The 21,038-nt window shown below is 72.5% G+C and carries 23 protein-coding genes and 1 tRNA gene; 16 read left to right on the forward strand and 8 right to left on the reverse strand.

The window, feature by feature from the left end; translation table 11 throughout:
* Window positions 1–24: 24 nt before the first annotated feature.
* Complete coding sequence (locus JRG78_RS03165; RefSeq protein WP_259608252.1) at window positions 25–1,296, forward strand: histidine--tRNA ligase; 1,272 nt, start codon at window positions 25–27, stop codon at window positions 1,294–1,296.
* Between the two features lie 21 nt (window positions 1,297–1,317).
* Here the strand turns inward: JRG78_RS03165 and JRG78_RS03170 are convergent, their stop codons facing one another.
* Window positions 1,318–1,833, reverse strand: a complete 516-nt coding sequence (locus JRG78_RS03170) for a VOC family protein (protein ID WP_259607583.1) — start codon at window positions 1,831–1,833, stop codon at window positions 1,318–1,320.
* A gap of 86 nt (window positions 1,834–1,919) precedes the next feature.
* Between JRG78_RS03170 and JRG78_RS03175 the strand changes: the two genes are divergently transcribed.
* On the forward strand, window positions 1,920–2,702 hold the full coding sequence (locus JRG78_RS03175) for a helix-turn-helix domain-containing protein (RefSeq protein ID WP_259607584.1): 783 nt from the start codon (window positions 1,920–1,922) through the stop codon (window positions 2,700–2,702).
* Window positions 2,703–2,843: 141 nt separating this feature from the next.
* Here the strand turns inward: JRG78_RS03175 and JRG78_RS03180 are convergent, their stop codons facing one another.
* Window positions 2,844–4,076 (reverse strand): APC family permease, encoded by a 1,233-nt coding sequence (locus JRG78_RS03180; RefSeq protein ID WP_259607585.1) that lies wholly within the window; start codon window positions 4,074–4,076, stop codon window positions 2,844–2,846.
* A 214-nt stretch (window positions 4,077–4,290) separates the two neighbouring features.
* Here JRG78_RS03180 and JRG78_RS03185 point away from each other — a divergent pair, with 214 nt between their 5' ends.
* The 9 genes from JRG78_RS03185 to JRG78_RS03225 all read left to right on the forward strand — a co-directional run bounded on the left by JRG78_RS03185 (window position 4,291) and on the right by JRG78_RS03225 (window position 12,445).
* A complete protein-coding gene (locus JRG78_RS03185; protein ID WP_259607586.1) occupies window positions 4,291–5,277 on the forward strand; it encodes a CPBP family intramembrane glutamic endopeptidase in 987 nt (328 codons plus the stop codon).
* A gap of 4 nt (window positions 5,278–5,281) precedes the next feature.
* Window positions 5,282–5,950 (forward strand): O-methyltransferase, encoded by a 669-nt coding sequence (locus JRG78_RS03190; protein WP_259607588.1) that lies wholly within the window; start codon window positions 5,282–5,284, stop codon window positions 5,948–5,950.
* Window positions 5,951–6,094: 144 nt separating this feature from the next.
* A complete protein-coding gene (gene eno / locus JRG78_RS03195) occupies window positions 6,095–7,375 on the forward strand; it encodes a phosphopyruvate hydratase (protein ID WP_259607590.1) in 1,281 nt (426 codons plus the stop codon).
* Between the two features lie 64 nt (window positions 7,376–7,439).
* Complete coding sequence (locus JRG78_RS03200; RefSeq protein WP_259607592.1) at window positions 7,440–8,012, forward strand: FtsB family cell division protein; 573 nt, start codon at window positions 7,440–7,442, stop codon at window positions 8,010–8,012.
* A 35-nt stretch (window positions 8,013–8,047) separates the two neighbouring features.
* Window positions 8,048–8,578 carry a DUF501 domain-containing protein gene (locus JRG78_RS03205; protein ID WP_259607594.1) on the forward strand — a complete coding sequence of 177 codons (531 nt, stop codon included), beginning with the start codon at window positions 8,048–8,050 and terminating at the stop codon, window positions 8,576–8,578.
* Window positions 8,575–9,900, forward strand: a complete 1,326-nt coding sequence (locus tag JRG78_RS03210) for a S8 family serine peptidase (protein WP_259607596.1) — start codon at window positions 8,575–8,577, stop codon at window positions 9,898–9,900. The genes JRG78_RS03205 and JRG78_RS03210 overlap by 4 nt, the downstream gene beginning before the upstream one ends.
* A gap of 53 nt (window positions 9,901–9,953) precedes the next feature.
* On the forward strand, window positions 9,954–11,456 hold the full coding sequence (locus JRG78_RS03215) for an NAD(P)/FAD-dependent oxidoreductase (protein ID WP_259608253.1): 1,503 nt from the start codon (window positions 9,954–9,956) through the stop codon (window positions 11,454–11,456).
* A 239-nt stretch (window positions 11,457–11,695) separates the two neighbouring features.
* The gene (locus JRG78_RS03220; RefSeq protein ID WP_259607598.1) at window positions 11,696–12,187 is read left to right on the forward strand and encodes a DUF2975 domain-containing protein; all 492 of its coding nucleotides are present in this window, start codon (window positions 11,696–11,698) and stop codon (window positions 12,185–12,187) included.
* Window positions 12,188–12,445 (forward strand): helix-turn-helix domain-containing protein, encoded by a 258-nt coding sequence (locus JRG78_RS03225; protein WP_259607599.1) that lies wholly within the window; start codon window positions 12,188–12,190, stop codon window positions 12,443–12,445.
* A 334-nt stretch (window positions 12,446–12,779) separates the two neighbouring features.
* Here the strand turns inward: JRG78_RS03225 and JRG78_RS03230 are convergent.
* A tRNA-Leu gene (locus JRG78_RS03230) sits at window positions 12,780–12,852 on the reverse strand.
* Window positions 12,853–12,939: 87 nt separating this feature from the next.
* Here JRG78_RS03230 and JRG78_RS03235 point away from each other — a divergent pair.
* Window positions 12,940–13,506 (forward strand): LemA family protein, encoded by a 567-nt coding sequence (locus tag JRG78_RS03235; RefSeq protein ID WP_259607601.1) that lies wholly within the window; start codon window positions 12,940–12,942, stop codon window positions 13,504–13,506.
* Window positions 13,507–13,552: 46 nt separating this feature from the next.
* Here the strand turns inward: JRG78_RS03235 and JRG78_RS03240 are convergent, their stop codons facing one another.
* On the reverse strand, window positions 13,553–14,821 hold the full coding sequence (locus JRG78_RS03240; protein ID WP_259607603.1) for a winged helix-turn-helix domain-containing protein: 1,269 nt from the start codon (window positions 14,819–14,821) through the stop codon (window positions 13,553–13,555).
* 83 nt (window positions 14,822–14,904) lie between these two features.
* On the opposite strand from JRG78_RS03240, the gene JRG78_RS03245 reads away from it, so the two are divergent.
* Window positions 14,905–16,101: an AI-2E family transporter gene (locus JRG78_RS03245; protein ID WP_259607604.1), complete on the forward strand. Its 1,197-nt coding sequence runs from the start codon at window positions 14,905–14,907 to the stop codon at window positions 16,099–16,101.
* Complete coding sequence (gene ilvA, locus JRG78_RS03250; protein WP_259607605.1) at window positions 16,098–17,327, forward strand: threonine ammonia-lyase; 1,230 nt, start codon at window positions 16,098–16,100, stop codon at window positions 17,325–17,327. Before JRG78_RS03245 ends, ilvA begins: the two co-directional genes overlap by 4 nt.
* A gap of 135 nt (window positions 17,328–17,462) precedes the next feature.
* Here ilvA and greA read toward each other — a convergent pair whose 3' ends face one another.
* Window positions 17,463–17,951 carry a transcription elongation factor GreA gene (gene greA, locus JRG78_RS03255; RefSeq protein WP_259607606.1) on the reverse strand — a complete coding sequence of 163 codons (489 nt, stop codon included), beginning with the start codon at window positions 17,949–17,951 and terminating at the stop codon, window positions 17,463–17,465.
* 123 nt (window positions 17,952–18,074) lie between these two features.
* Window positions 18,075–18,461 (reverse strand): DUF4307 domain-containing protein, encoded by a 387-nt coding sequence (locus JRG78_RS03260; RefSeq protein WP_259607607.1) that lies wholly within the window; start codon window positions 18,459–18,461, stop codon window positions 18,075–18,077.
* Window positions 18,462–18,606: 145 nt separating this feature from the next.
* Here JRG78_RS03260 and JRG78_RS03265 point away from each other — a divergent pair, with 145 nt between their 5' ends.
* Entirely contained in the window at window positions 18,607–18,861 is a 255-nt protein-coding gene (locus JRG78_RS03265; protein ID WP_259607608.1) for a hypothetical protein, read from the forward strand.
* 24 nt (window positions 18,862–18,885) lie between these two features.
* On the opposite strand, the gene JRG78_RS03270 is transcribed toward JRG78_RS03265, so the two are convergent.
* Both JRG78_RS03270 and trhA read right to left on the reverse strand, forming a co-directional pair.
* Complete coding sequence (locus JRG78_RS03270; protein WP_259607609.1) at window positions 18,886–19,359, reverse strand: S-ribosylhomocysteine lyase; 474 nt, start codon at window positions 19,357–19,359, stop codon at window positions 18,886–18,888.
* Between the two features lie 69 nt (window positions 19,360–19,428).
* Window positions 19,429–20,115, reverse strand: coding sequence for a PAQR family membrane homeostasis protein TrhA (gene trhA, locus JRG78_RS03275; RefSeq protein ID WP_259608254.1), 687 nt, complete (start codon window positions 20,113–20,115; stop codon window positions 19,429–19,431).
* 137 nt (window positions 20,116–20,252) lie between these two features.
* Here trhA and JRG78_RS03280 point away from each other — a divergent pair, with 137 nt between their 5' ends.
* Window positions 20,253–21,035 (forward strand): isoprenyl transferase, encoded by a 783-nt coding sequence (locus JRG78_RS03280; RefSeq protein WP_259607610.1) that lies wholly within the window; start codon window positions 20,253–20,255, stop codon window positions 21,033–21,035.
* The last annotated feature ends 3 nt before the right edge of the window (window positions 21,036–21,038 follow it).

The following is a 21,038-nucleotide window of genomic DNA, read 5'->3' on the forward strand; positions in this document are numbered from 1 at the left end:
GCAACCGTGAACCCGCCGCGCGGCATGCGCGACTTCCTCCCCGCTGACAAGGCCCGTCGCGAGCGCGTGCTCGCCGTCATCCGCGAGCGCTACCGCGCGCACGGCTTCGACGAGATCGAGACGCCCGTCGTCGAGGAGTACGACCGGCTGCACGCCGGGATCGGCGGCGACAACGAGAAGCTGTCGTACAACATCCTCCGCCGCGGGCTCGACGCCGACGCCATCCGCGCCGCCGCCGACGACCCCGCCGCGCTGTCCGACCTCGGTCTGCGCTACGACCTCACGGTGCCGCTGGCGCGCTTCTACGCGAGCAACCGCGGCCAGCTGCCCGGCGTCTTCCGGTCGATCCAGATCGGCCCGGTCTGGCGCGCCGAGCGCCCGCAGAAGGGCCGCTACCGCCAGTTCGTGCAGTGCGACATCGACATCATGGGCGACGACACCGCCCGCGCCGAGGCCGAGCTGATCGCCGCCTCCCTGGACACCCTGGACGCGCTCGGGCTCGAGGGCGGCACGGTCCGGGTCAACGATCGCCGGGTGCTGGACTGGATGCTGGGGTCGTTCGGCTTCGCCGAGGCCGAGCGGCCCGGGGTGCTGATCACCATCGACAAGCTCGACAAGATCGGCCCGGAGGGCGTGACGGCCGAGCTGCGCGACCGCGATGCGACCCCGGATGCCGTGGACGCGTTCTCCGCGTTCCTCACCCGCCCGCGGACGATGGAGCACCACCCGTACGGCGAACGGCAGATCCGCACCGCCCTGCCGGAGGGCGCCCCCGAGGAGATCGTCGGTCACCTCGTGGCCCTCGGCGACGCGGTCGCCGCGGCCCGAGCATCCGACGATGCCGGCGACGCCCTCGTGTTCGACCCGTTCCTGGTGCGCGGCATGGGCTACTACACGGGGACCATCTTCGAGCTCGCACACCCCTCGGTCGGCTACTCGCTGGGCGGCGGCGGCCGCTACGACGGCATGATCGGCCGCTTCCTCGGTCAGCAGGTGCCCGCCGTCGGCTTCTCGATCGGTTTCGAGCGCATCGTCGACCTCGTCGCCGAGCGGGAGACGGATGCCGCGCCGGCGGTCGTCCTCGTGCACGACGCCGACGTCCCGGTCGGGGAGCTGATCGCGCACAAGACCGCCGTGCTACGCTCGCTGCCGTCCGGCGGGCGGGTGCGGCTGGAGCGCCGCACGAAGAACCTCAAGGGCCTGCTCGAGCGCGCCGCCGCCGACGGGTACACCGCCTTCGCCTCCGTGCGCGCCGGCGACGCCCCCGGGACCGCCGAGGTCAAGCCGCTGATGTGACGGGCGGTCGCGGCCCGCCCGTCAGGAGCCGGGGGCCTCCGCGAACGACGCCGCCCACTCGGCCACGCGGCGCGCGCTCTCCTCGTCGGAGAGGTCCTCGACGCGGGTCATGATCGACCAGCGCACCCCGAACGGGTCGCGGATGCTGGCGTAGCGATCGCCGGAGACGAAGGCGGACGGCGCCTCCCGCACCACCGCGCCGGCCGCGATTGCGCGTTCCACCACCGCGTCCACGTCGGGCACGTACAGGCCGATCGAGTAGCAGTCGTCCTCGCCGGCCGGCGGCGGCACGAGGCGGTACTGGGGGCTGGGCTCGCCCAGCTGCAGCCGGCCCAGGCCGAAGTCCAGGTCGGCGTGCGCGATCGAGCCGCCGAACTCGGTCACGTCCACGACCCGGGCGCCGAACACGTCGCGGTAGAACGCGATCGCGCCCGCGGCATCCGGGATCGCGAGGAACGGGGTCAGCGACGTCGCCGAGTTCGGCCTGCCGTCGGTCGTGTGCTGACCGGTCACGCCGGTCGTCCGTGTGTCTTCCATGGGTCCGACGGTACGGATCGCTCCCTCCGCCGGCTTGAAGATTCGCGCCAGGATGCCTGGGCATGCCGGCCTCGTAGGCTGGAGCCATGGTCGAGCCCACCCGCGGCATCCTCTTCCCCCGCCGGCTCCCCGACTTCCGCCGCCTGCCCGCACCGCCATCGGTCGCGCACGCGGCCGCCTGGTTCTGGATCCCGGAATGGGATCTCGCCCCCGGGGAGGTGTCGCCGCAGGCGATCGTCGGCTATCCCGCGCTCAACCTCGTCGTCGAAGGCGCGGCCGTCACACTCTGCGGCGCAACGACCCGGGCCGGAATCCGCGAGCTGCGCGGACGCGGCTGGGCGGTCGGCGCCCTGCTGCGACCGGCGGCCGTGGCCCGCCTGATCGACGACCCGGCGTCGCTGCGCGACCGGGAGACGACCTACCCGGCCCCCGAGCTGCAGGCATCCGTCGCGCGGGCGATGGCGAGCGGACCCCGGAGGCACGAGCGCGCCGTGTCGGCGTTCGCCGCGTGGCTGGCCGAGCACGTGGGGGACCAGGACGAGGTCGCCGCGCATGCGAACGCGATGGCCGACCTGCTGATGGGGGACCCCGAGGTCCGCACGCCGGAGCAGGCGGCGGCGCGGCTGGCCGTGTCGGTGCGCACCCTGCAGCGGATGGCCCACCGCTTCGTGGGCCTGCCGCCCGCGGCGATGATCCGCCGCCGTCGTCTGCAGGAGGCCGCCGAGCGCGTGCGGAACGACCCGGCGGCCGATCTCGCATCGATCGCCGCGGAGTTCGGGTATGCCGACCACGCCCATCTCGCCCGTGAGTTCCGCGCCGTGCTCGGCTTCGCGCCCTCCGAGTACCGCGCCCGCCTCGCCGGCACCTGACCCTGGCGCGACCCTGGCACGCCCCTGGCACGAGACTTCTGCGACCGCGCGAGACGGCACGAACGGCGGCGCGTCCCACGCAGGAGGACCTGTCTCACGCCAGACCAGAAGTCTCGTCCCGACCCGGGGGTCAACGGCGTCTCACGGGCGGTGGGAGAGGCGCAGCCGCGCCGCCCGGTACAGCACGCCGACGAGCACCACGCCCGTGCCGACCAGCGACGCCAGCGGCGGCAGCGTGCTCACCAGCACCAGGCATCCGACCGCGCCGACCAGCTGCAGCGCCCGCGGGTAGCGGCGGGCCCCGCCCTCCTGCCGGAACGCCGACGCGTTCGCGAGCAGGTAGTACAGCAGCACGCCGAACGAGGAGAACCCGATCGCGCCGCGCAGGTCGGCGACCAGGACGATCGCGACGACGACGGCCCCGATCGCGATCTCGGCCCGGCGCGGCACGTGCCACCGCTCGTCCACCCCCGCCAGGAACCGGGGCAGGTCGGCCTCCCGCGCCATGGCGAGCGTGGTGCGGCCGATCCCGGTCAGCAGCGCCAGCAGGGCGCCCAGGGACGCCGTCGCCGCCGCGATCCGCACCACCGGGGCGAGCGGAGCCCAGCCCGCCGCGGCGAGCACGTCCGCGAGCGGGGCCGCCCGGCCGATCGCGTCCGCCCCGAGCGTCAGCGTCGTGGCCAGCCCGGTGAGCGCGTACACCACGAGGGCGCCGGCGAGGGCGATCGTCACGGCACGCGGGATGGTGCGGGCCGGGTCGACGACCTCCTCGCCCATCGTGGCGATGCGCGCGTAACCGGCGAAGGCGAAGAACAGCAGGCCTGCGCCCTGCAGCACGCCGTACGCCGTGGCATCGGGCAGCGGCGCCGGGTCCGCGGTCGGAGCCGCGGTCAGCCCCGCCGCGACGACGACCGCGAGCCCCAGCAGCGAGCAGACCACGAGGATGCGGGTGAGCAGCGCGGTGCGGGTGACGCCGACGCAGTTCACGGCGGTGAGGGCGACGACGGCCGCGACCGCCACCGGCGTCCGCCAGCCCTCCGGCGCCGCATAGGCGGCGAAGGTCATCGCCATCGCCGCGCAGCTGGCGATCTTCCCGATCACGAAGCACCAGCCCGCCACGAATCCCGCCCACGGCCCGATCTCGGCACGCGCGTACGCGTACGTGCCGCCGGAGACCGGATGCACGGCCGCAAGCTGCGCGGAGGAGGTGGCGTTGCAGTAGGCCACCAGCGCCGCGACCGCGAGGGCGATGAACACCCCGGAACCGGCCGCGCCCAGCGCCGGCGACCAGACGGCGAAGACGCCGGCGCCGATCATCGAGCCCAGCCCGATGGCGACGGCGTCGGTCAGCTGGAGACGTCGTGCGAGCGGCATCCGTCCATCGTGGCACGGGCGGTGACCCGACGGCGGATCCCGGCGTCCGCGCTGTGTCGGCTCCCGAGGACCCGGGCGGCCCGGCCAGGATGGGAGAGGCCGGCGCCCGCGGATCCGCGGTGCGCATCCGGCACCGACCACGACCCGCCGGGAAGGGACCGCCATAACCGACGCCGCCGTACGCCGCCCCGGGGTCGCTCCGGCTCCCACCGCCGTGCCCTGGACCGCGGTGGTCCTGTTCACCGTTCTCGCCTGCGGCCTGGCCTGGCTGGTCGCGCTGCCGCTGTGGCTGGGGGACGGGCTCGCCGCGCCGATCGCCGCCGCCGTGCTGCCGGCGATGATGCTCACGCCCGCGCTCGCCGCGGTGATCGTCGCCTTCGTGCTCCGGATGCCGCCGCGCGGCGAGCGCGGGCGGTTCCTGGGCGTGTGGCCGCTCCGGCCCGCTCGCCGCGTGGTGTGGCTGAGCGTGATCGGATGGCTGGCGCCGCCGCTGGTCGTCGGGGCGAGCCTCCTCGTCGCCGTGGCGCTCCGCGTCCTGAAGCTGGATCCGACGTTCGGCGCCTTCGCCCGCGAGCTCGAGCGCGCCGTTCCGCCCGGCACGCCGCTGCCGCCGGTCGGCGTCCTCGTCGCCGCCCAGGTCGCCTCGATCCCCGTCGCCACGCTGGTGAACAGCCTGTTCGCGTTCGGGGAGGAGCTCGGCTGGCGGGGCTGGCTGCTCCCGGCGCTGCGGCCGCTCGGCACCTGGCCGGCGCGGCTGATCAGCGGGGTGATCTGGGGTGTGTGGCACAGCCCGGTGATCCTGCTCGGATACAACTTCGCCCGCACCGACGTCACCGGGGTGCTGTTCATGATCGGCGGATGCCTCGCCTGGGGCGTGCTGCTGGGCTGGCTGCGCCTGCGGTCGGGCTCGGTGTGGCCGGCCGTGCTCGCCCACGGCGCGCTGAACGCCTCCGGCGGGCTGATCCTCCTCGTCGCTGCCGGCCGGCCTGACCTCGCACTCGCCGGTCCGCTCGGCGTGGCCGGCTGGATCGTGTGCGGCCTCCTCGCGGTGGTGCTCGTGCTGACCGGGCAGTTCCGGCGGCAGCCCGCGCTCGCCCGTCGGCGCCGCGCATGCCGACCGCGCCGCCGCCGACCGCGCCTCCCGCCTCCGGACCGTCGGCTCCGGAGGCTTGACCGCACCGCATCCGGCGGGGTTGGCTGAGCGCATGGCTGAATCCACACCCTCCACCTGGCGCGCCGCCGACGACTTCCTCGCCGAGATCCTCATCGGACCGGACGCCGCCCTGGAAGGCGCGCTCGCCGCGCAGCGGGAGGCGGGGATGCCGGAGATCGAGGTCGCCCCGGTCAGCGGCAAGCTGCTGAACCTGCTGGTGCGGATCAGCGGCGCCCGCCGGGTGCTCGAGATCGGCACGCTGGGCGGGTACTCGACCATCTGGATGGCGCGCGCGGTGGGCGAGGGCGGCAAGGTCGTGACGATCGAGGCGGAGCCCGGCAACGCCGCCGTCGCGCGGCGCAGCATCGACGCCGCCGGGGTCGGCGACCGCGTCGACATCCGGATCGGGCGGGGCGCGGACGTGCTGCCGACCCTGCAGGGCGAGGAGCCGTTCGACCTGGTCTTCATCGACGCCGACAAGGAGTCCAACACGATCTACCTGGACTGGGCGGCCCGGCTCGGGCATCCGGGCACCGTCGTCGTGCTCGACAACATCGGCCGCGACGGTGAGATCGTGAACCCCGGCAGCACCGACTCGAAGGTCATCGGCACCAGGCAGGCGCTGCGGATGCTGGGGGAGGATCCCCGCTTCGACGCCACCGCGCTGCAGACGGTCGGCCTGAAGGGCTGGGACGGCGTCGCGATCGCCGTCGTCGTCTGAGAAGCGGGCGCCCACCCCGCCCGCACGCTGATGAGGTCGGCGCCCGCCGTCACCGGCCGCGGCCGCCGCCGTACCCCTCGCTAGACTGTGCCACGGACCGAAGCCGCTCCACCCCTCCCTTCCCTCTTGAACAAGGAGCACAACGTGGCACTGATCGAGGCTGTAGGCGCACGCGAGATCCTGGACTCGCGCGGAAACCCGACCATCGAGGTGGAGGTGCTCCTCGATGACGGTGTCGTGCAGCGTGCCGCCGTCCCGTCCGGCGCGTCGACCGGCGCCTTCGAGGCGTACGAGCTCCGCGACGGCGACAAGAGCCGCTACGGGGGCAAGGGCGTCCTGAAGGCGGTCGAGGCCGTCATCGACGAGCTGGGGCCCGCGATCGAGGGCCTGGAGGCCAGCGAGCAGCGCGTCATCGACGAGGTGCTCGTCGAGGTCGACGGCACCGAGAACAAGAAGCGCGTCGGCGCCAACGCCATCCTCGGCGTCAGCCTCGCCGTCGCGAAGGCCGCCGCCGACTCGGCCGACCTGCCGCTGTTCCGCTACCTGGGCGGTCCGAACGCGCACGTCCTCCCGGTGCCGCTGTTCAACGTCATCAACGGCGGCGAGCACGCCGACAACGGCATCGACATGCAGGAGTTCTTCCTCGCCCCGATCGGCGCCGACACCTACGCCGAATCGCTGCGCTGGGGCGTGGAGACCTACCACGTGCTCAAGGCCGAGCTGAAGGCCGCCGGCTACGCCACCGGCCTCGGCGACGAGGGCGGCTTCGCCCCCGACCTGCCCAGCAACCGCGAGGGCCTCGACTTCCTCATCAAGGCCATCGAGAAGGCCGGTTACACCCCGGGCACCGACATCGCGCTCGGCCTCGACGTCGCCGCGACCGAGTTCTTCAAGGACGGCGTCTACCGCCTGGAGAACAAGGACTGGTCGGCCGACCAGCTGATCGAGTACTACGAGGGCCTGGTGCGCGACTACCCGATCGTCACGATCGAGGACGCCCTCGCCGAGGACGACTGGGACAACTGGAAGAGCCTCACCGAGAAGCTGGGCAGCAAGGTGCAGCTCGTCGGCGACGACCTGTTCGTCACCAACCCGGCCCGCCTGGCGGACGGGATCCGGCGCGGCGTCGGCAACTCGCTGCTGGTCAAGGTGAACCAGATCGGCACCCTCTCGGAGACCCTGGACGCGGTCAGCCTCGCCCAGCGTTCCGGGTACACCGCGATGCTCTCGCACCGCTCGGGCGAGACCGAGGACACCACGATCGCCGACCTGGTCGTGGCCACCAACTCGGGTCAGATCAAGACCGGTGCGCCCGCCCGCAGCGAGCGCGTCGCGAAGTACAATCAGCTTCTGCGCATCGAGGAGGAGCTCGGCGACGCCGCGGTCTTCGCCGGTCGCTCCGCATTCCCGCGCTTCCAGGGCTGACCTCCGGGCCGGGCCCGCACAGGCCGCCCGGCCCGACGACATCCGCTGAGACGAAGGGGGAACCATGGCACGACGCCCGGTTCCCCCTTCGCCGTCTCCGCGCGCGGGTGCCGCACAGGCCGCGCCGGCGAAGGGACGTCGCGCCCGCACGTCCGTCGGCAGCGCCCGCGGCGCTGCGCCGGCATCCGGCCGCCGTCGCGACGTCGACGTGCGGGAGTGGACCAGCGGCATCCGGCTCTCCGGCTTCGCCGTCATCATGCTCTCCCTCGTCATCCTCGGCACCTGGGTGCTGGTGCCCACGCTCGGCACCTACCTCGAGCAGCGCCAGCGGATCGCGGCTCTGGAGGAGTCCGTGCAGCTGACGAAGGAGGAGATCGCCGCGCTCGAGCACCAGCAGGAGCGCTGGGAGGACCCCGCCTACATCACCGCGCAGGCCCGGGAGCGGCTGTACTACGTGCGGCCGGGGGAGGTCGTCTACCTCATCGACAACGACCTCGAGCCCACCGACCTGCCGCGGGCGCAGACACCGGTCAGCGACGAGATCGCCGAGCGCCCCTCGGACTGGATGCCCCAGCTGCTGCGCAGCATCGTGGGCGCCGGGCTGGCGCAGAGCGCGGTCGAAGCCCCGGCCGGCTGAGCCTTCCTCCAGGTGCGCTCCCGTACCCTGGAGACGTGACGACACCGCCCTTCGCGCCCCCGACCGACGCCGAGATCTCCGTGGTCTCCGAGCAGCTCGGCCGCGCCGCGCGCGGTGTCGTCGGCATCGCGGCGCGCTGCGTCTGCGGCAACCCGACGGTGGTCGCCACGGCGCCGCGCCTGGAGGACGGCACGCCGTTCCCGACGTTCTACTACCTCACGCATCCCGCCGCGACGGCCGCGATGTCCACCCTCGAGGCCGGCCAGCTCATGCCCGAGCTGGCGGCGCTCCTGGAGCAGGACGACATCGCCGACGCGTACCGCGCCGCGCACGAGGCTTACCTGGCCGACCGGTCGCACTATGGCGAGGTGCCCGAGATCGACGGCATCTCCGCCGGCGGGATGCCGACGCGGGTGAAGTGCCTGCACGCGCTCGCCGGTCACGCGCTCGCCGCCGGTCCCGGCGTCAACCCGATCGGCGACGCCGCCCTCGCCCGCTCCTCCTGGTCGCCGGAGCGATGCGCGTGCGTCCGTCCCGGCGCCGCGCGCGGAGACGAGGCGGGATGATCACGCGGCGGATGCTGCGCAGCATCGTCGCGGTCGCGGCGGTGGCGGCATCCGTGCTCCTGGCCGGGGCCGCCCCGGCAGCCGCATCAGCCACCCCCGCGCCGACGCCCACCCCGCCCATCCCGGACCAGCGCGCCGACCCGGTGCGGGGCGCGCAGTACTGGCTGGACGGGTCGAGGATCCGCGACGCGTGGCAGGTGACGCGCGGGAAGGGCACCACGATCGCGATCATCGACACCGGCATCGGCAAGCCCCCGGTGACCTTCGACGGCGCGGTCGCGGACGGCGCCGACTTCTCCGGCAGCGGCACCGAGGACGGACGCACCCCGGTCGGCGCCGTGAACAGCAATCACGGGACCTGGGTGGCCTCCCTCGCCGCCGGCCGCGGCAATCCGGACGGCACCGGCCTGATCGGCGTGGCCCCCGAGGCGCAGCTGCTGTCGATCTCGCTCGGCTTCGGGGCGTCCGCGGCGGCCCCGTTCACCGAGCAGGTCGCGGACGCCATGCGCTGGTCGGTGGACCACGGCGCCGACGTGATCAACCTGTCCTTCACGACGAACACGCTGGACTGGGATCAGAGCTGGGACGAGGCGTTCCTGTACGCCTTCGAGCACGACGTGGTCGTCGTGGTCGCCGCGGGGAACCGGGGGAGCGGCACCGGCATCGTCGGCGCTCCCGCCACCATCCCCGGCGTCCTCACGGTCGGCGGGGTGGACCAGGCCGGCAAGGCGAGCCTGGAGGCGTCCACCCAGGGCTTCACCATCGGCGTCTCCGCGCCCAGCGAGGACCTGCTCGGCATGTCCGCGGACGGCAAGGTGGTGCAGTGGGACGGCACCAGCGGCGCCGCCCCCATCGTGGCGGGTGCGGCGGCGCTCGTGCGCTCCGCGCACCCCGACCTGGACGCCGCCAACGTCATCAACCGGATCATCAGGACGGCGGCGCCCGTCCCCGGCGCCGCGAAGCCGCACGATCCGCTCTACGGCTACGGGCTGCTCGACGTGCACGCGGCCGTGACGGCGTCCGTCGCCCCGGTCGCGGAGAACCCGATGGGCGACCTCGAGGAGTGGATCCGGCTGCATCGGCGCGCGGCATCCGAGCCCCAGCCGGAACCGGAGGTGACGCCCGTGAGCGTGCCGCCGCTGCCGGCTGCGGACCCGCCCAGCGAGCCCGGATCGCCCCTGCTGCCGAGCTCTGAGTCGCTGCGTTACGGTACCCTCCCGCTTCTAGCACTCACGGTCCCTGGTATCCTGATCGGGCTTGGCGTCACCGCAGCTGCCCGGCGCATCCGTCTGGCGCGCGGTCGTCGCACGCCTTCACCCTGACGACGAGGAGTTGTCCCCCTGTGCCTCAGAACACCGCCGTGCCTGAGAACGCCGTGCCGAAGATCCTGATCGTCGGTGGAGGCTACGCAGGCTTCTACACGGCCTGGAAGCTCGAGAAGCACCTCCGCAAGGGCGAGGCCGAGGTCACCATGGTCGACCCGCTGCCCTACATGACGTACCAGCCCTTCCTGCCCGAGGTCGCGGCCGGATCGATCGAGCCGCGTCACGCGGTGGTCGCGCATCGCCGTCACCTCAAGCGCACCAACGTCATCACCGCGAAGGTCACCGGCATCGACCACGCCAACAATGTCGCCACGATCACGCCCCCGATCGGCGAGCCGTACGAGTTCGCGTACGACCAGATCGTCGTCACCGCCGGCGCCGTCTCGCGCACGTTCCCGATCCCCGGCATCGCCGACAACGCGATCGGGATGAAGACCATCGAGGAGGCCGTCGCCGTCCGCGACCGCCTGTTGTCGAACTTCGACAAGGCGGCCGCCATCCCGGCCGGGCCGGAGCGCGACCGGCTGCTCACCGTCGTCGTCGTCGGTGGCGGCTTCGCCGGCATCGAGGCGTTCGCCGAGCTGCGCTCGCTGGCATCCGCCCTCGTCTCCAAGTACCCCCAGCTCACCTTCGAGGACACCCACTTCCACCTCATCGAGGCGATGGGGCGGATCATGCCGGAGGTCTCGCTGAAGACCAGCGAGTGGGTGCTGAAGGACCTCGCCAAGCGCGGCGCGAACGTGCACCTGGACACCCAGGTCACCAGCGCGGTCGACGGCGACGTCGAGCTCTCCACCGGCGAGGTGATCCCGGCCGACCTGATCGTGTGGACTGCCGGTGTGATGGCCAACCCGACCGTCGTGCGCGGCGGCGACCTGCCCGTCGAGGAGCGCGGCCGGATCCAGACCCGTGCCGACCTGCGCGTCGGCACCGCGGACGAGATCGTCGAGGGCGCGTGGGCGGCCGGCGACGTGTCGGCCGTGCCGGACCTCTCCGGCGGCGGCGTCGGCGGCTACTGCGTGCCGAACGCCCAGCACGCCGTGCGCCAGGCCAAGCTGCTCGCCAAGAACCTCGTCGCCGTGCTGCGCGGCGAGGAGCCGAAGGAGTACTTCCACAAGAACCTCGGCGCCGTGGCCGGTCTCGGCCTCTACAACGGCGTCTTCCAGTCCGGCGACATCGCGCTGAAGGGTTTCATCGCCTGGATCGCGCACCGCGGCTACCACGGCCTGGCCATGCCGTCGTGGGAGCGCAAGTGGCGCGTGCTGTGGGGCTGGTGGAACAACCTGTGGCTCGGCCGCGACATCGTGAACCTGCAGGCCGTGCAGCACCCGCGCGCCGCCTTCGAGGAGTTCGCGGCACGTCCGCGTCCGGCTGCGGATGCCACGGCGCCCGCGCCCGCGAAGACCGAGCCGGCCGCCGCGAAGGCCGAGCCGGCGGCGGCGAAGGCCGGCGCCGCGGCCGCGAAGAAGGATGCCGCGGACAAGAAGCCCGCCGCGAAGAAGCCGGTCGCCAAGAAGGCCTCGGTCAAGACGGCGGAGAAGGCGAGCGCCTGATCCGGCCGGACGCCGAGCCGTCCGGACGCTGAGCCTGTCGAAGCGTCCGCAACTCGCCGGACGCTGAACCTGCCGGACGCTGAGCCTGTCGAAGCGTCCGTCACGACCCGAAGTCACGACCCGAAGAGCGCGCCGCGGTCCTCAGGACCCGGCGCGCTCTTTCGCGTCCCCGAAACCCTCTTACCTTCGTCATCTATCGAGTTACGATAGATACATATCGTCGAACGTGAGGGGCTGATATGGGAAGACTGACGATCCTGGCGCTGCGGGTGGTCATCGCGCTGTCGCTGGCCGGCTCGGTGGTGGTGCAGGCGATGATCCTGCTCGCGGTGTGGCGCGACCTCGACGACGCCGGTGTCGCCGATGTGCAGAAGACCGTGCTGATCGCGATCTTCGCCCTCGGAGTGGTCACCATGCAGGTGTTCGCCGTGTGCATCTGGCAGCTGCTCACGCTGGTGCGGCGGGGCTCCGTGTTCTCGCATGCCGCCTTCCGGTACGTGGACGTGATCATCGGGGCGATCGCCGCGGCATCCGTCCTCGCGTTCGCGCTGGCCGCGCTCCTCGCGCCAGGGGACGTCGCCCCGGGCATCGTCGGGCTGATCTGCGGCGTGTCGCTCGTGCTCGCCGGCATCGCGCTGCTCGTGGTCGTGATGCGGCGGCTGCTCGTGCAGGCGATCGAGCGGGATGCCGAGGCGCGGGCGCTGCGCTCCGAGCTGGACGAGGTGGTCTGAGTGCCGATCATCGTGGACGTCGACGTCATGCTGGCCCGGCGGAAGATGTCGGTGGGCACGCTCGCCGAGCGGATCGGGATCACTCCCGCGAACCTCGCCGTGCTGAAGAACGGCCGCGCCAAGGCGGTGCGGTTCTCCACCCTGGACGCGCTGTGCCGGGTGCTGGAGTGCCAGCCGGGGGACCTGCTGCGGTGGGAGCCGGACGAGGCGGCCGGCGAGCGGGGCGGCGAAGTGACCGTGGCCGCGCGGGAGGACTGAGGACGCCGGCGGGGACCGTGCCCCCGCTGGGATTCGAACCCGCCCCACCGGCCCCCACCGGCCCTCCACCTGTCGCTGCGCGACGCGCGGAGCCTCCGCCGGCGGGGACCCCGGAGTCGTGTGTCTCACCCAGGCACGAGAACGGTCGACGCCACCGCCCTGCGGGCGGCGCCGCCGACCGTGCCCCCGCTGGGATTCGAACCCGCCCCACCGGCCCTCCACCCGTCGCTGCGCGACGCGCGGAGCCTCCGCCGGCGGGGACCCCGGAGTCGTGCGTCTCACCCAGGCACGAGAACGGTCGACGCCACCGCCCTGCGGGCGGCGCCGCCGACCGTGCCCCCGCTGGGATTCGAACCCAGACTGAAGCGAGTTTAAGTCGCCTGCCTCTGCCGTTGGGCTACGGGGGCGTGCACCTGCCAGCCTAGGGGGCCTGTCGCCCAGGCGACGCGCAGGACCGCCGCATAGGATGAAGTGATCCACAGAGGGGGCTTCGCATGGAATGGCTCTGGCCGGTACTGATCGTCGTCGGCGTGCTGGTGCTCGTCGGCGTCTATCTGTGGTCGACCTACAACTCGCTGGTGCAGCTGAACGTGCGCGTCGACGAGGCATGGAGCGGCATCACGGTGCAGCTCAAGCGCCGCGCGGACCTCATCCCCAACCTCATCGAGACGGTGAGAGGGTACGCCGCCCACGAGAAGGCGGTGTTCGAGAGCGTCACACGCGCTCGCGCCGAGACGCTGTCGGCGACCGGCCCCGCCGAAGCCGGAGTCGCCGAGGGCCACCTGCAGCAGGCGCTGCGCAGCCTGTTCGCGGTGGCGGAGGCCTACCCGCAGCTGCAGGCCAGCCAGAACTTCCTGCAGCTGCAGCATTCGCTGGTCGACACCGAGGACAAGATCCAGGCCGCCCGCCGCTTCTACAACGGCGGCGTGCGCGAGCTGAACACCAAGATCAAGGTCTTCCCGAACAACCTGTTCGCCCGCGGGCTGGGTTTCACCGAGCGGGAGTTCTTCGAAGTCGCCGACAACGGCGCGATCTCCGAACCGCCGCGCGTGCAGTTCTGACAGACGGGGGGATCGGTGCGCGAAGCGCGTCGGGCCCCCTCGTCTGTCAGGCGACCGTGCCCAGCTCCGCCTCCCGCGGATGCGTGTGCCGCTCCACCTCCACGTCCCGGCCGTGCAGCGCGCGGGCCACGGCGTCGGCCGCGTCGCCCCAGCCGGAGACGCTGATGCGCTCGAGTCTCTGCCATCCGGCCGCCCGCAGCAGCTCCCCGGCGATCGCCGCGGCATCCGCGTCCCGTCCCTGCGGCTCCCACCACGCCGACTGCACGCGCAGGGTCGACACCGCGCGGTCCGCCTTCAGATCCACGCGGGCGACGATCCGGTCCCCGGCGAGCACCGGCAGCGAGTAGTACCCGTAGCGGCGCTTCTCGGCCGGGACATAGATCTCGATCCGGTAGTCCAGCCCGAACACGCGCAGCGCCCGGTCGCGGAACCACACCAGCGGGTCGAACGGCGTCAGCAGCGCCGCCCGGCCGATCCGGCGGGGGAGCGCGGCCTCGCGGTGACGCCACGCCGGCAGCGGGCGCCCCGACCGCTCCCAGCCGCGCACGCGCACCGGCTCGAGCTCGCCGGCGTCCACGAGGTCGGCGATCGCGGCACGCACCGCGGTCCGGTCCCGGAGCCGGTGGTAGTCGTCCAGGTCGGCCTCGGTCGCGACGCCGTACGCGCGTGCGGCCCGGCGGACCAGCTCGCGCACGGCATCCGCCCGGGGCACGTCCCGGGACCGGACGGCGGCCGGGATCACCTGCTCCGCGAGGCCGTAACGCCGCTCGAAGCCGTTGCGCCCGGCGATCGCCACGTCGCCGCAGCGCCACAGGTGCTCGAGCGCGACCTTCGCCTCGTCCCAGTCCCACCACGAGCCGCGCTCCCGCGGAGCGTCGTCGCGGAGGTCGGCCGGACGCAGCGGCCCGTGTTCCCGCAGCTCGGCACGGACCCAGTCGAGCGTCCGGGTGTGCGCATGCATCCACGCCCCGGGCTTCGCCGCCCGCGCTCGCCAGTCGTCCATGCGGAACCGCCACAGCGCCCAGTCGCCGACCGGGATGAACGCCGCCTCGTGCGCCAGGTATTCGACGTAGTGCGTCGGGCCGGCGAGGAAGAGGCGGTCCAGCAGCGCCGGGTCGTACGCGCCCAGGCGCGAGAACATCGGCATGTAGTGGGAACGGGCGAAGACGTTGACGGAGTCGATCTGCAGCACGCCCATCCGGTCCATGGCGCGATGGAGATGGCGGGATGCCACCGCGGCGGGCGGCCGCCGCGAGAAGCCCTGCGCGCCCAGGGTCATCCGGCGCGCCTCCGCGGCGCTGAGAGTCTCGGTCACATCGCCAGGGTATCGACGGGCACCGACACCGGGTCGAGGCTCCCGCTTCGGAGCCGGGGCCGCCCCCGTCGTAGACTTGCACAATGAGCGACGAGCGCAGACCGCGGTTCCGAAACCCGTTCCGCCCCGTGCCCCCACCGACCGAGAGGACGGTGACCACCGCCGCCGACGAGACGATACCGTTCGGGCTGCGGGTCGCCGCCGGCTATTCGTGGCGGCTGCTGGTGATCGCGGCCGTGATCGGGGTGTTCATCTGGCTGGTGATGCTGCTGAAGCTGCTGGTCATCCCGCTCCTGGTCGGCATCCTGATCACCGCGCTGCTGTGGCCCGGGTTCGAGCTGATGCTGCGGGCCCGCTTCCCGCGCTGGCTCGCGATCGCGATCGCCATCCTCGGCACGATCGGCATCGTCACAGGGCTGCTGTGGCTCGTGGTGTGGCAGGTCCGCGCGCAGCTGCCGGATGTGCAGGAGAAGACCGCGCAGGCGATCGAGACCTTCCGGCAGTCGCTCGTGGACGGGCCGCTGCACCTCAGCGAGCAGCAGATCCAGGACTACATCGACCAGGGGATCGCGCTGATCCAGGAGCAGGCCGAATTCCTGTGGAGCGCGGCCGGAGCGCTCGGCGGCACCGCCGCGCACGTGCTCACCGGCGCGCTGCTGTCGCTGTTCATCCTGATCACCCTGCTCGCCGACGGCGCCGGCATCTGGCGCTGGACGGTGAAGCTGTTCCCGCGCAACGCCCGTCCGGCGGTGGACGCCGCGGCACGCAACGGCTGGGCGACGATCGTGAACTACGCCCGGACGCAGGCGCTGGTGGCGGCCATCGACGGCATCGGCATCGGCATCGGCGCCGCGCTGCTGCAGGTGCCGCTGGCGATCCCGGTCGCGGTGCTGGTGTTCCTCGGTTCGTTCGTGCCGATCGTCGGTGCGGTGATCACCGGCGCCGTCGCGGTGTTCCTCGCGCTGGTCTACAACGGCCCGCTGATCGCCCTGGCCATGCTCGCGGTGGTGCTCGCGGTGCAGCAGATCGAGGGCCACATCCTGCAGCCCATCCTGATGGGATCCGCGGTCAAGGTGCATCCGCTCGCGGTCGTGCTCGTGGTCGCCGGAGGCGCCATGATCGCCGGCATCCCGGGCGCGCTGTTCGCCGTCCCGCTCGCGGCCTTCATCAACGTCGCCGCGGTGACCATCAGCACGGGGTCGTGGCGGACCGGCGAGAAGCCCCACGCCGACCTGATCTGGAGCACGGTGCCGCATCCGCGGCAGAGGAGGAATCGATGAGCACGACCCCCAGCCTGGCCGAGTTCGAAGCGGCCGCGGAGAGCCTGGCGGGGGTGATCGCGCACACGCCCGCGCTGCCGTCGCGGGCGCTCAGCGAGAGACTGGGCGCGCCGGTCGTGCTGAAGATGGAGAACCTCCAGCGCACCGGCTCGTTCAAGATCCGCGGAGCCACCTACCGTCTCGCTCAGCTCACGGCGGAGGAGCGCCGCCGCGGGGTCGTCGCGGCATCCGCGGGCAACCATGCCCAGGGCGTCGCGCTCGCGGCGCAGGCTCTCGGCATCCACGCCACGATCTTCATGCCGCTGGGCGTGCCGGTGCCGAAGCTCCTCGCCACGCGCGGGTACGGCGCCGAGGTGGTGCTGGAGGGGGAGACCGTCGCCACCTCGCTGCAGCTGGCGGCCGAGTTCGCCGAGCGCACCGGGGCGGTCCTCATCCACCCCTTCGACCACCGCGATGTGGTGATCGGACAGGGCACGCTCGGCCTCGAGGTCTACCAGGACGTGCCCGAGGTGGACACCGTGCTGATGGGCATCGGAGGCGGCGGGCTGATCGCCGGCGTCGCCGCCGCCGTCCGGGCCGCGGCGGCACGGGACGGGCGCCGCGTGCGGATCATCGGCGTGCAGGCCGAGAACGCCGCCGCGATGCCGCCCTCGCTGCAGGCCGGGCACCCGGTGGAGATCCGCACCCAGCCGACCATCGCCGACGGCATCCTCGTCGCCCGGCCCGGCGACGTGCCGTTCGAGATCATCCGGGAGCACGTCGACGAGGTGGTCACCGTCTCCGACGACGACATCGCCCGGGCGCTGCTGGTGCTGCTGGAGCAGGCGAAGGTCGTCGTGGAGCCCGCCGGTGCGGTCGGCGTCGCCGCCATCCTCGCCGGCAAGGTGCGCGCCACCGGCACGACGGTGTCGATCCTGTCGGGAGGGAACATCGACCCGCTGCTGCTGCAGCGGGTGGTGGCGCACGGTCTCGCCGCGGCCGGCCGCTACCTCACCATCCGGATCCCGCTGCCCGACCGCCCCGGCCAGCTCGCCCGCGTCTCCGAGCTGCTCGCCGAGGCGGGCGCGAACGTGATGGAGGTGCTGCACACCCGGCACGGTCAGGGGCTGCAGATCAGCGAGGTGATCCTGCAGCTGAGCATCGAGACCCGCGGAGCCGAGCACACCGAGCTCACCCTCGACACGCTGCGTCGCGCCGGCTACGACCCGATCGTCGTCCCCGACTGAGCGCGCTCAGGCATCCGTCCCCACCTCACCCACAGACGCGTTCGGGGCGGATTCTGGCATTCGGGGCGACGCACGCACGCCCCAAGTGTGAGAATCCGCCCCGAACGGGATGGGACCGCGGGGGAGACGGGCGGGTCAGCCGGTGTAGGTCTCCACGCCGAGGATCTCCACCGGGATGGACCGGCCGTTGGGCGCCTCGTAGGAGGCCTTGTCGCCGATCTTCAGGCCGATGATCGCCTGGCCGAGCGGGCTCGCCTCGCTGTACACGTCGAGGTCGCTGCCGGCCGCGATCTCGCGGCTGCCGAGCAGGAACACCTCCTCGTCGCCGGCGACCCGCGCCGTGACGACGGTGCCGGGCTCGACGACCCCGCGGCTCTCGGGCGCCTCGCCCACCTTCGCGGTCTTCAGCAGCTGCTGCAGGGTGCGGATGCGCGCCTCCTGCTTGCCCTGCTCGTCCTTGGCGGCGTGGTATCCGCCGTTCTCGCGGAGATCGCCCTCTTCGCGGGCGGCCTCGATGCGCTTCGCGATCTCGTCGCGGCCTGTCGTGGAGAGGTACTCCAGCTCCTCCACGAGCCGGTCATAGGCCTCCTGGGTGAGGAACGGTACCTGAGCGTCTGTGGACACAGCGTGCTCCTTACGTAGCGTGGCCCCTTCAGGGGCTTCGTGATTCCCGGACACTTCCTGCGAGCCCGGTGATATGCCACGACGCCCCGGCACGGGCCGGGGCGTCGGTGTATGGCAACGAGTTTAGGACACCCAGCAGGTGTTCACCAAACCCGTCGTCGCGGTCGCGACGGTCGGGATGGTGACCTCCAGCGCCCGGGAATGCCCCTCCCCGGCGGGGATCCGGACGATCTTCCAGCCGACCACGCCGAACTCCTCGTCCTGCGCCTCCACCGCGCACACGACGTCTGCTCCGGCGGGCGCGGTCACCTGGAAGCGCAGCGTCACACTGTGCTCGTCGACGACCTGGAAGCCGAGCTCGTCGGCGTCCACGGCGTTCATCGCGCCGCTCACGGTCATCCAGCCGAACGCGCCGACGACGACGGCGGCGGCGACCCCGGCGACGATCCACGGCAGGCGGCGGCGCGCGGTGCGGCCGTAGCGGTCGTCGAGGTCGCGCGCGGTGGTCACGGTGCTCCGGGATCGATCGGGATCGTGCAGATCGGGCGTGTGCGGATCAGCGGCACGGGGGACCGGGCGGCGGGATCGGCGCGCCGTCCGGGCCGGTTAGGCTGGTGTCTCCAGGTTATGCGACCTGTGCGGGAAAGGCGGCCACATGCTCCTGTTCGGCGATCAGACTCCGATGCCGACGCCCTCGATGACCGTCGATCCGGAGGCGGTGACCCCGGGCTTCGTCGGCTTCGCGGTCGTCGCGATCATCCTCATCGCCGTGGTGCTGATCATCTGGGACATGAACCGCCGCATCCGCCGGGTGCGCTACCGCGCTGAGGTGCGCGAGGAGCTCGATGCCGAGCAGGCCGCGACGGATGCCGGGGACGACGACACCGGGCGGCCCGACGGGCCCCGCTGACGGGCCCCGTCGGCGTCCTCGTCCTCACACCCCGACCCGCTCGAACGCGTCCAGGCTGATCCCCTGATCCAGGATGCGGCGCGTCCACTCCTTCGCGCTGTGCAGACTGTGGTCGCGGTAGTTGCCGCACTCCACGGCCGAGACGCCGGGGACGTCGTCCCACTCCGCCTCCTCGGCGATGAAGGCGAGGCTGTCGCGGATCGCGGTGACGACGTCGGCGACCGCCGGTTCGCCCCACATGATCAGGTGGAAGCCGGTGCGGCATCCGAACGGCGAGATGTCGATCACCCCGTCGATGCGGTCGCGCAGCTGGCTGGCCAGCACGTGCTCGATGGTGTGCAGCCCCGCGGTGGGGATCTCGCCTTCGTTCGGCTGCACGAACCGCACGTCGAAGTTCGAGATCGCGTCCCCGCGGGGTCCGTGCTCCACGCCGATCAGCCGGACGTACGGCGCCTTGACGGCGGTGTGGTCGAGGGTGAAGCTCTCGACGTCGGCCATGCTGCCTCCTCGGGTTCGTGGCTCGTTGTCCGCATTCAGGATGCCACGCCGCGGCGCACCGCAGCCCGCTCAGCCGGGCAGGCCGAGCGAGGGGGAGTGCGGGTCCAGCGAGATCAGCAGGCACGCGGTCCAGTGGCAGAGGAAGGCGAGCACGGTGCACACGTGGAAGATCTCGTGGAAGCCGAAGTGCCCCGGCCACGGGTTCGGCCGCTTCATCGCGTACACCACGGCCCCGGCGCTGTACAGCAGGCCGCCGACGCAGACGAGGATCATCATCGCGACGTTCGCGGCCAGCAGGTCGCCGAGGTACATGACCGCCGCCCAGCCCAGCAGCAGGTAGAGGGCGACGTAGAGCCAGCGCGGCGCGGAGAGCCAGAACACGCGGAACAGGATGCCCACCAGCGCGCCGCCCCAGACCAGGCAGAGCAGCAGGACGCCCTTCTGCGGCACCAGGGCGAGCGTGGCGATCGGGGTGTACGTGCCGGCGATGAGCAGCAGGATGTTCGCGTGGTCGATGCGCCGGAACACCGCCTTCACGGTGGGGCTCCAGTCGATCCGGTGGTAGAGGGCGGAGTTGCCGAACAGCAGCAGCGAGGTCGCCATGAACACCGCGGCGGCGGTCTTGGCCGGACCGCCCTGGGCGAGCGCGATCAGCACCACGCCGGCGACGATCGCGACCGGGAACGTGCCGGCGTGGATCCAGCCGCGCCAGGACGGTTTGATGTCGACGGCCGCGTCCTGCGCAGCGGCGTCCATCAGCGGCAGCTCGGGCACATCCGTGTTCTTCGGTCGTCGAGTGCTCACCTGCTCACCCTAAGCGCGGCCGCATGCCCGCAGAGGAACATGTCGCGCGCCGCCGGGTGGCGCTCAGCGGCGCGGGGTAGCGTAGGCACGTGAGTGCGCGAGAGAGCTCGGGGCGGGGGCCCCTCTACCGGCTCTACGGGAACCTGCTGCGGCGGCGGCTCGACCCGGCATCCGTGCCCCACCACGTCGCGATGATGATCGACGGGAACCGGCGCTGGGCGCGTCAGCTCGGCTACGACTCGCCCGCCGACGGACACCGCGCCGGAGCCGCGAAGATGCGCGAGTTCCTGCAGTGGTGCGACGAGCTCGGCATCCGCGTGGTGTCGCTGTACCTGCTCTCCAGCGACAACCTGCGCAAACGCGACTCGAAGGAGATCGGCGACCTGATCGAGATCATCGCCGAGCTCGCCGACTCGCTGTCGCAGCACGGCACCTGGCGGGTCAAGCACGTCGGCCGGGCCGACATCCTGCCCGCCGAGCTGCGCCGCGTCCTGGAGGGCGCGGAGGAGCGCACCCGCGAGCACGCCGGACTGCACGTGAACCTCGCCGTCGGATACGGCGGGCGCAACGAGATCGTGGACGCGGTCCGCAGCATCATCGCCCACCACGACGCGTCCGGCGGCACGCTGGAGGATCTCGCCGCCCAGCTCACGCCGGAGATGATCGGCGAGCACCTGTACACCGGCGGGCAGCCGGACCCTGACCTCGTCATCCGCACCAGCGGTGAGCAGCGGCTCAGCGACTTCCTGCTCTGGCAGAGCGCGCACAGCGAGTTCTACTTCGTCGAGGCGCTCGGCCCCGACCTGCGCAAGGTCGACTTCCTGCGCGCGATCCGGGACTACGCCGACCGCGACCGCCGGTTCGGGCGCTGATCG

This window comes from Microbacterium sp. EF45047, assembly GCF_028472845.1.
GTDB classification, from domain to species: domain Bacteria; phylum Actinomycetota; class Actinomycetes; order Actinomycetales; family Microbacteriaceae; genus Microbacterium; species Microbacterium neungamense.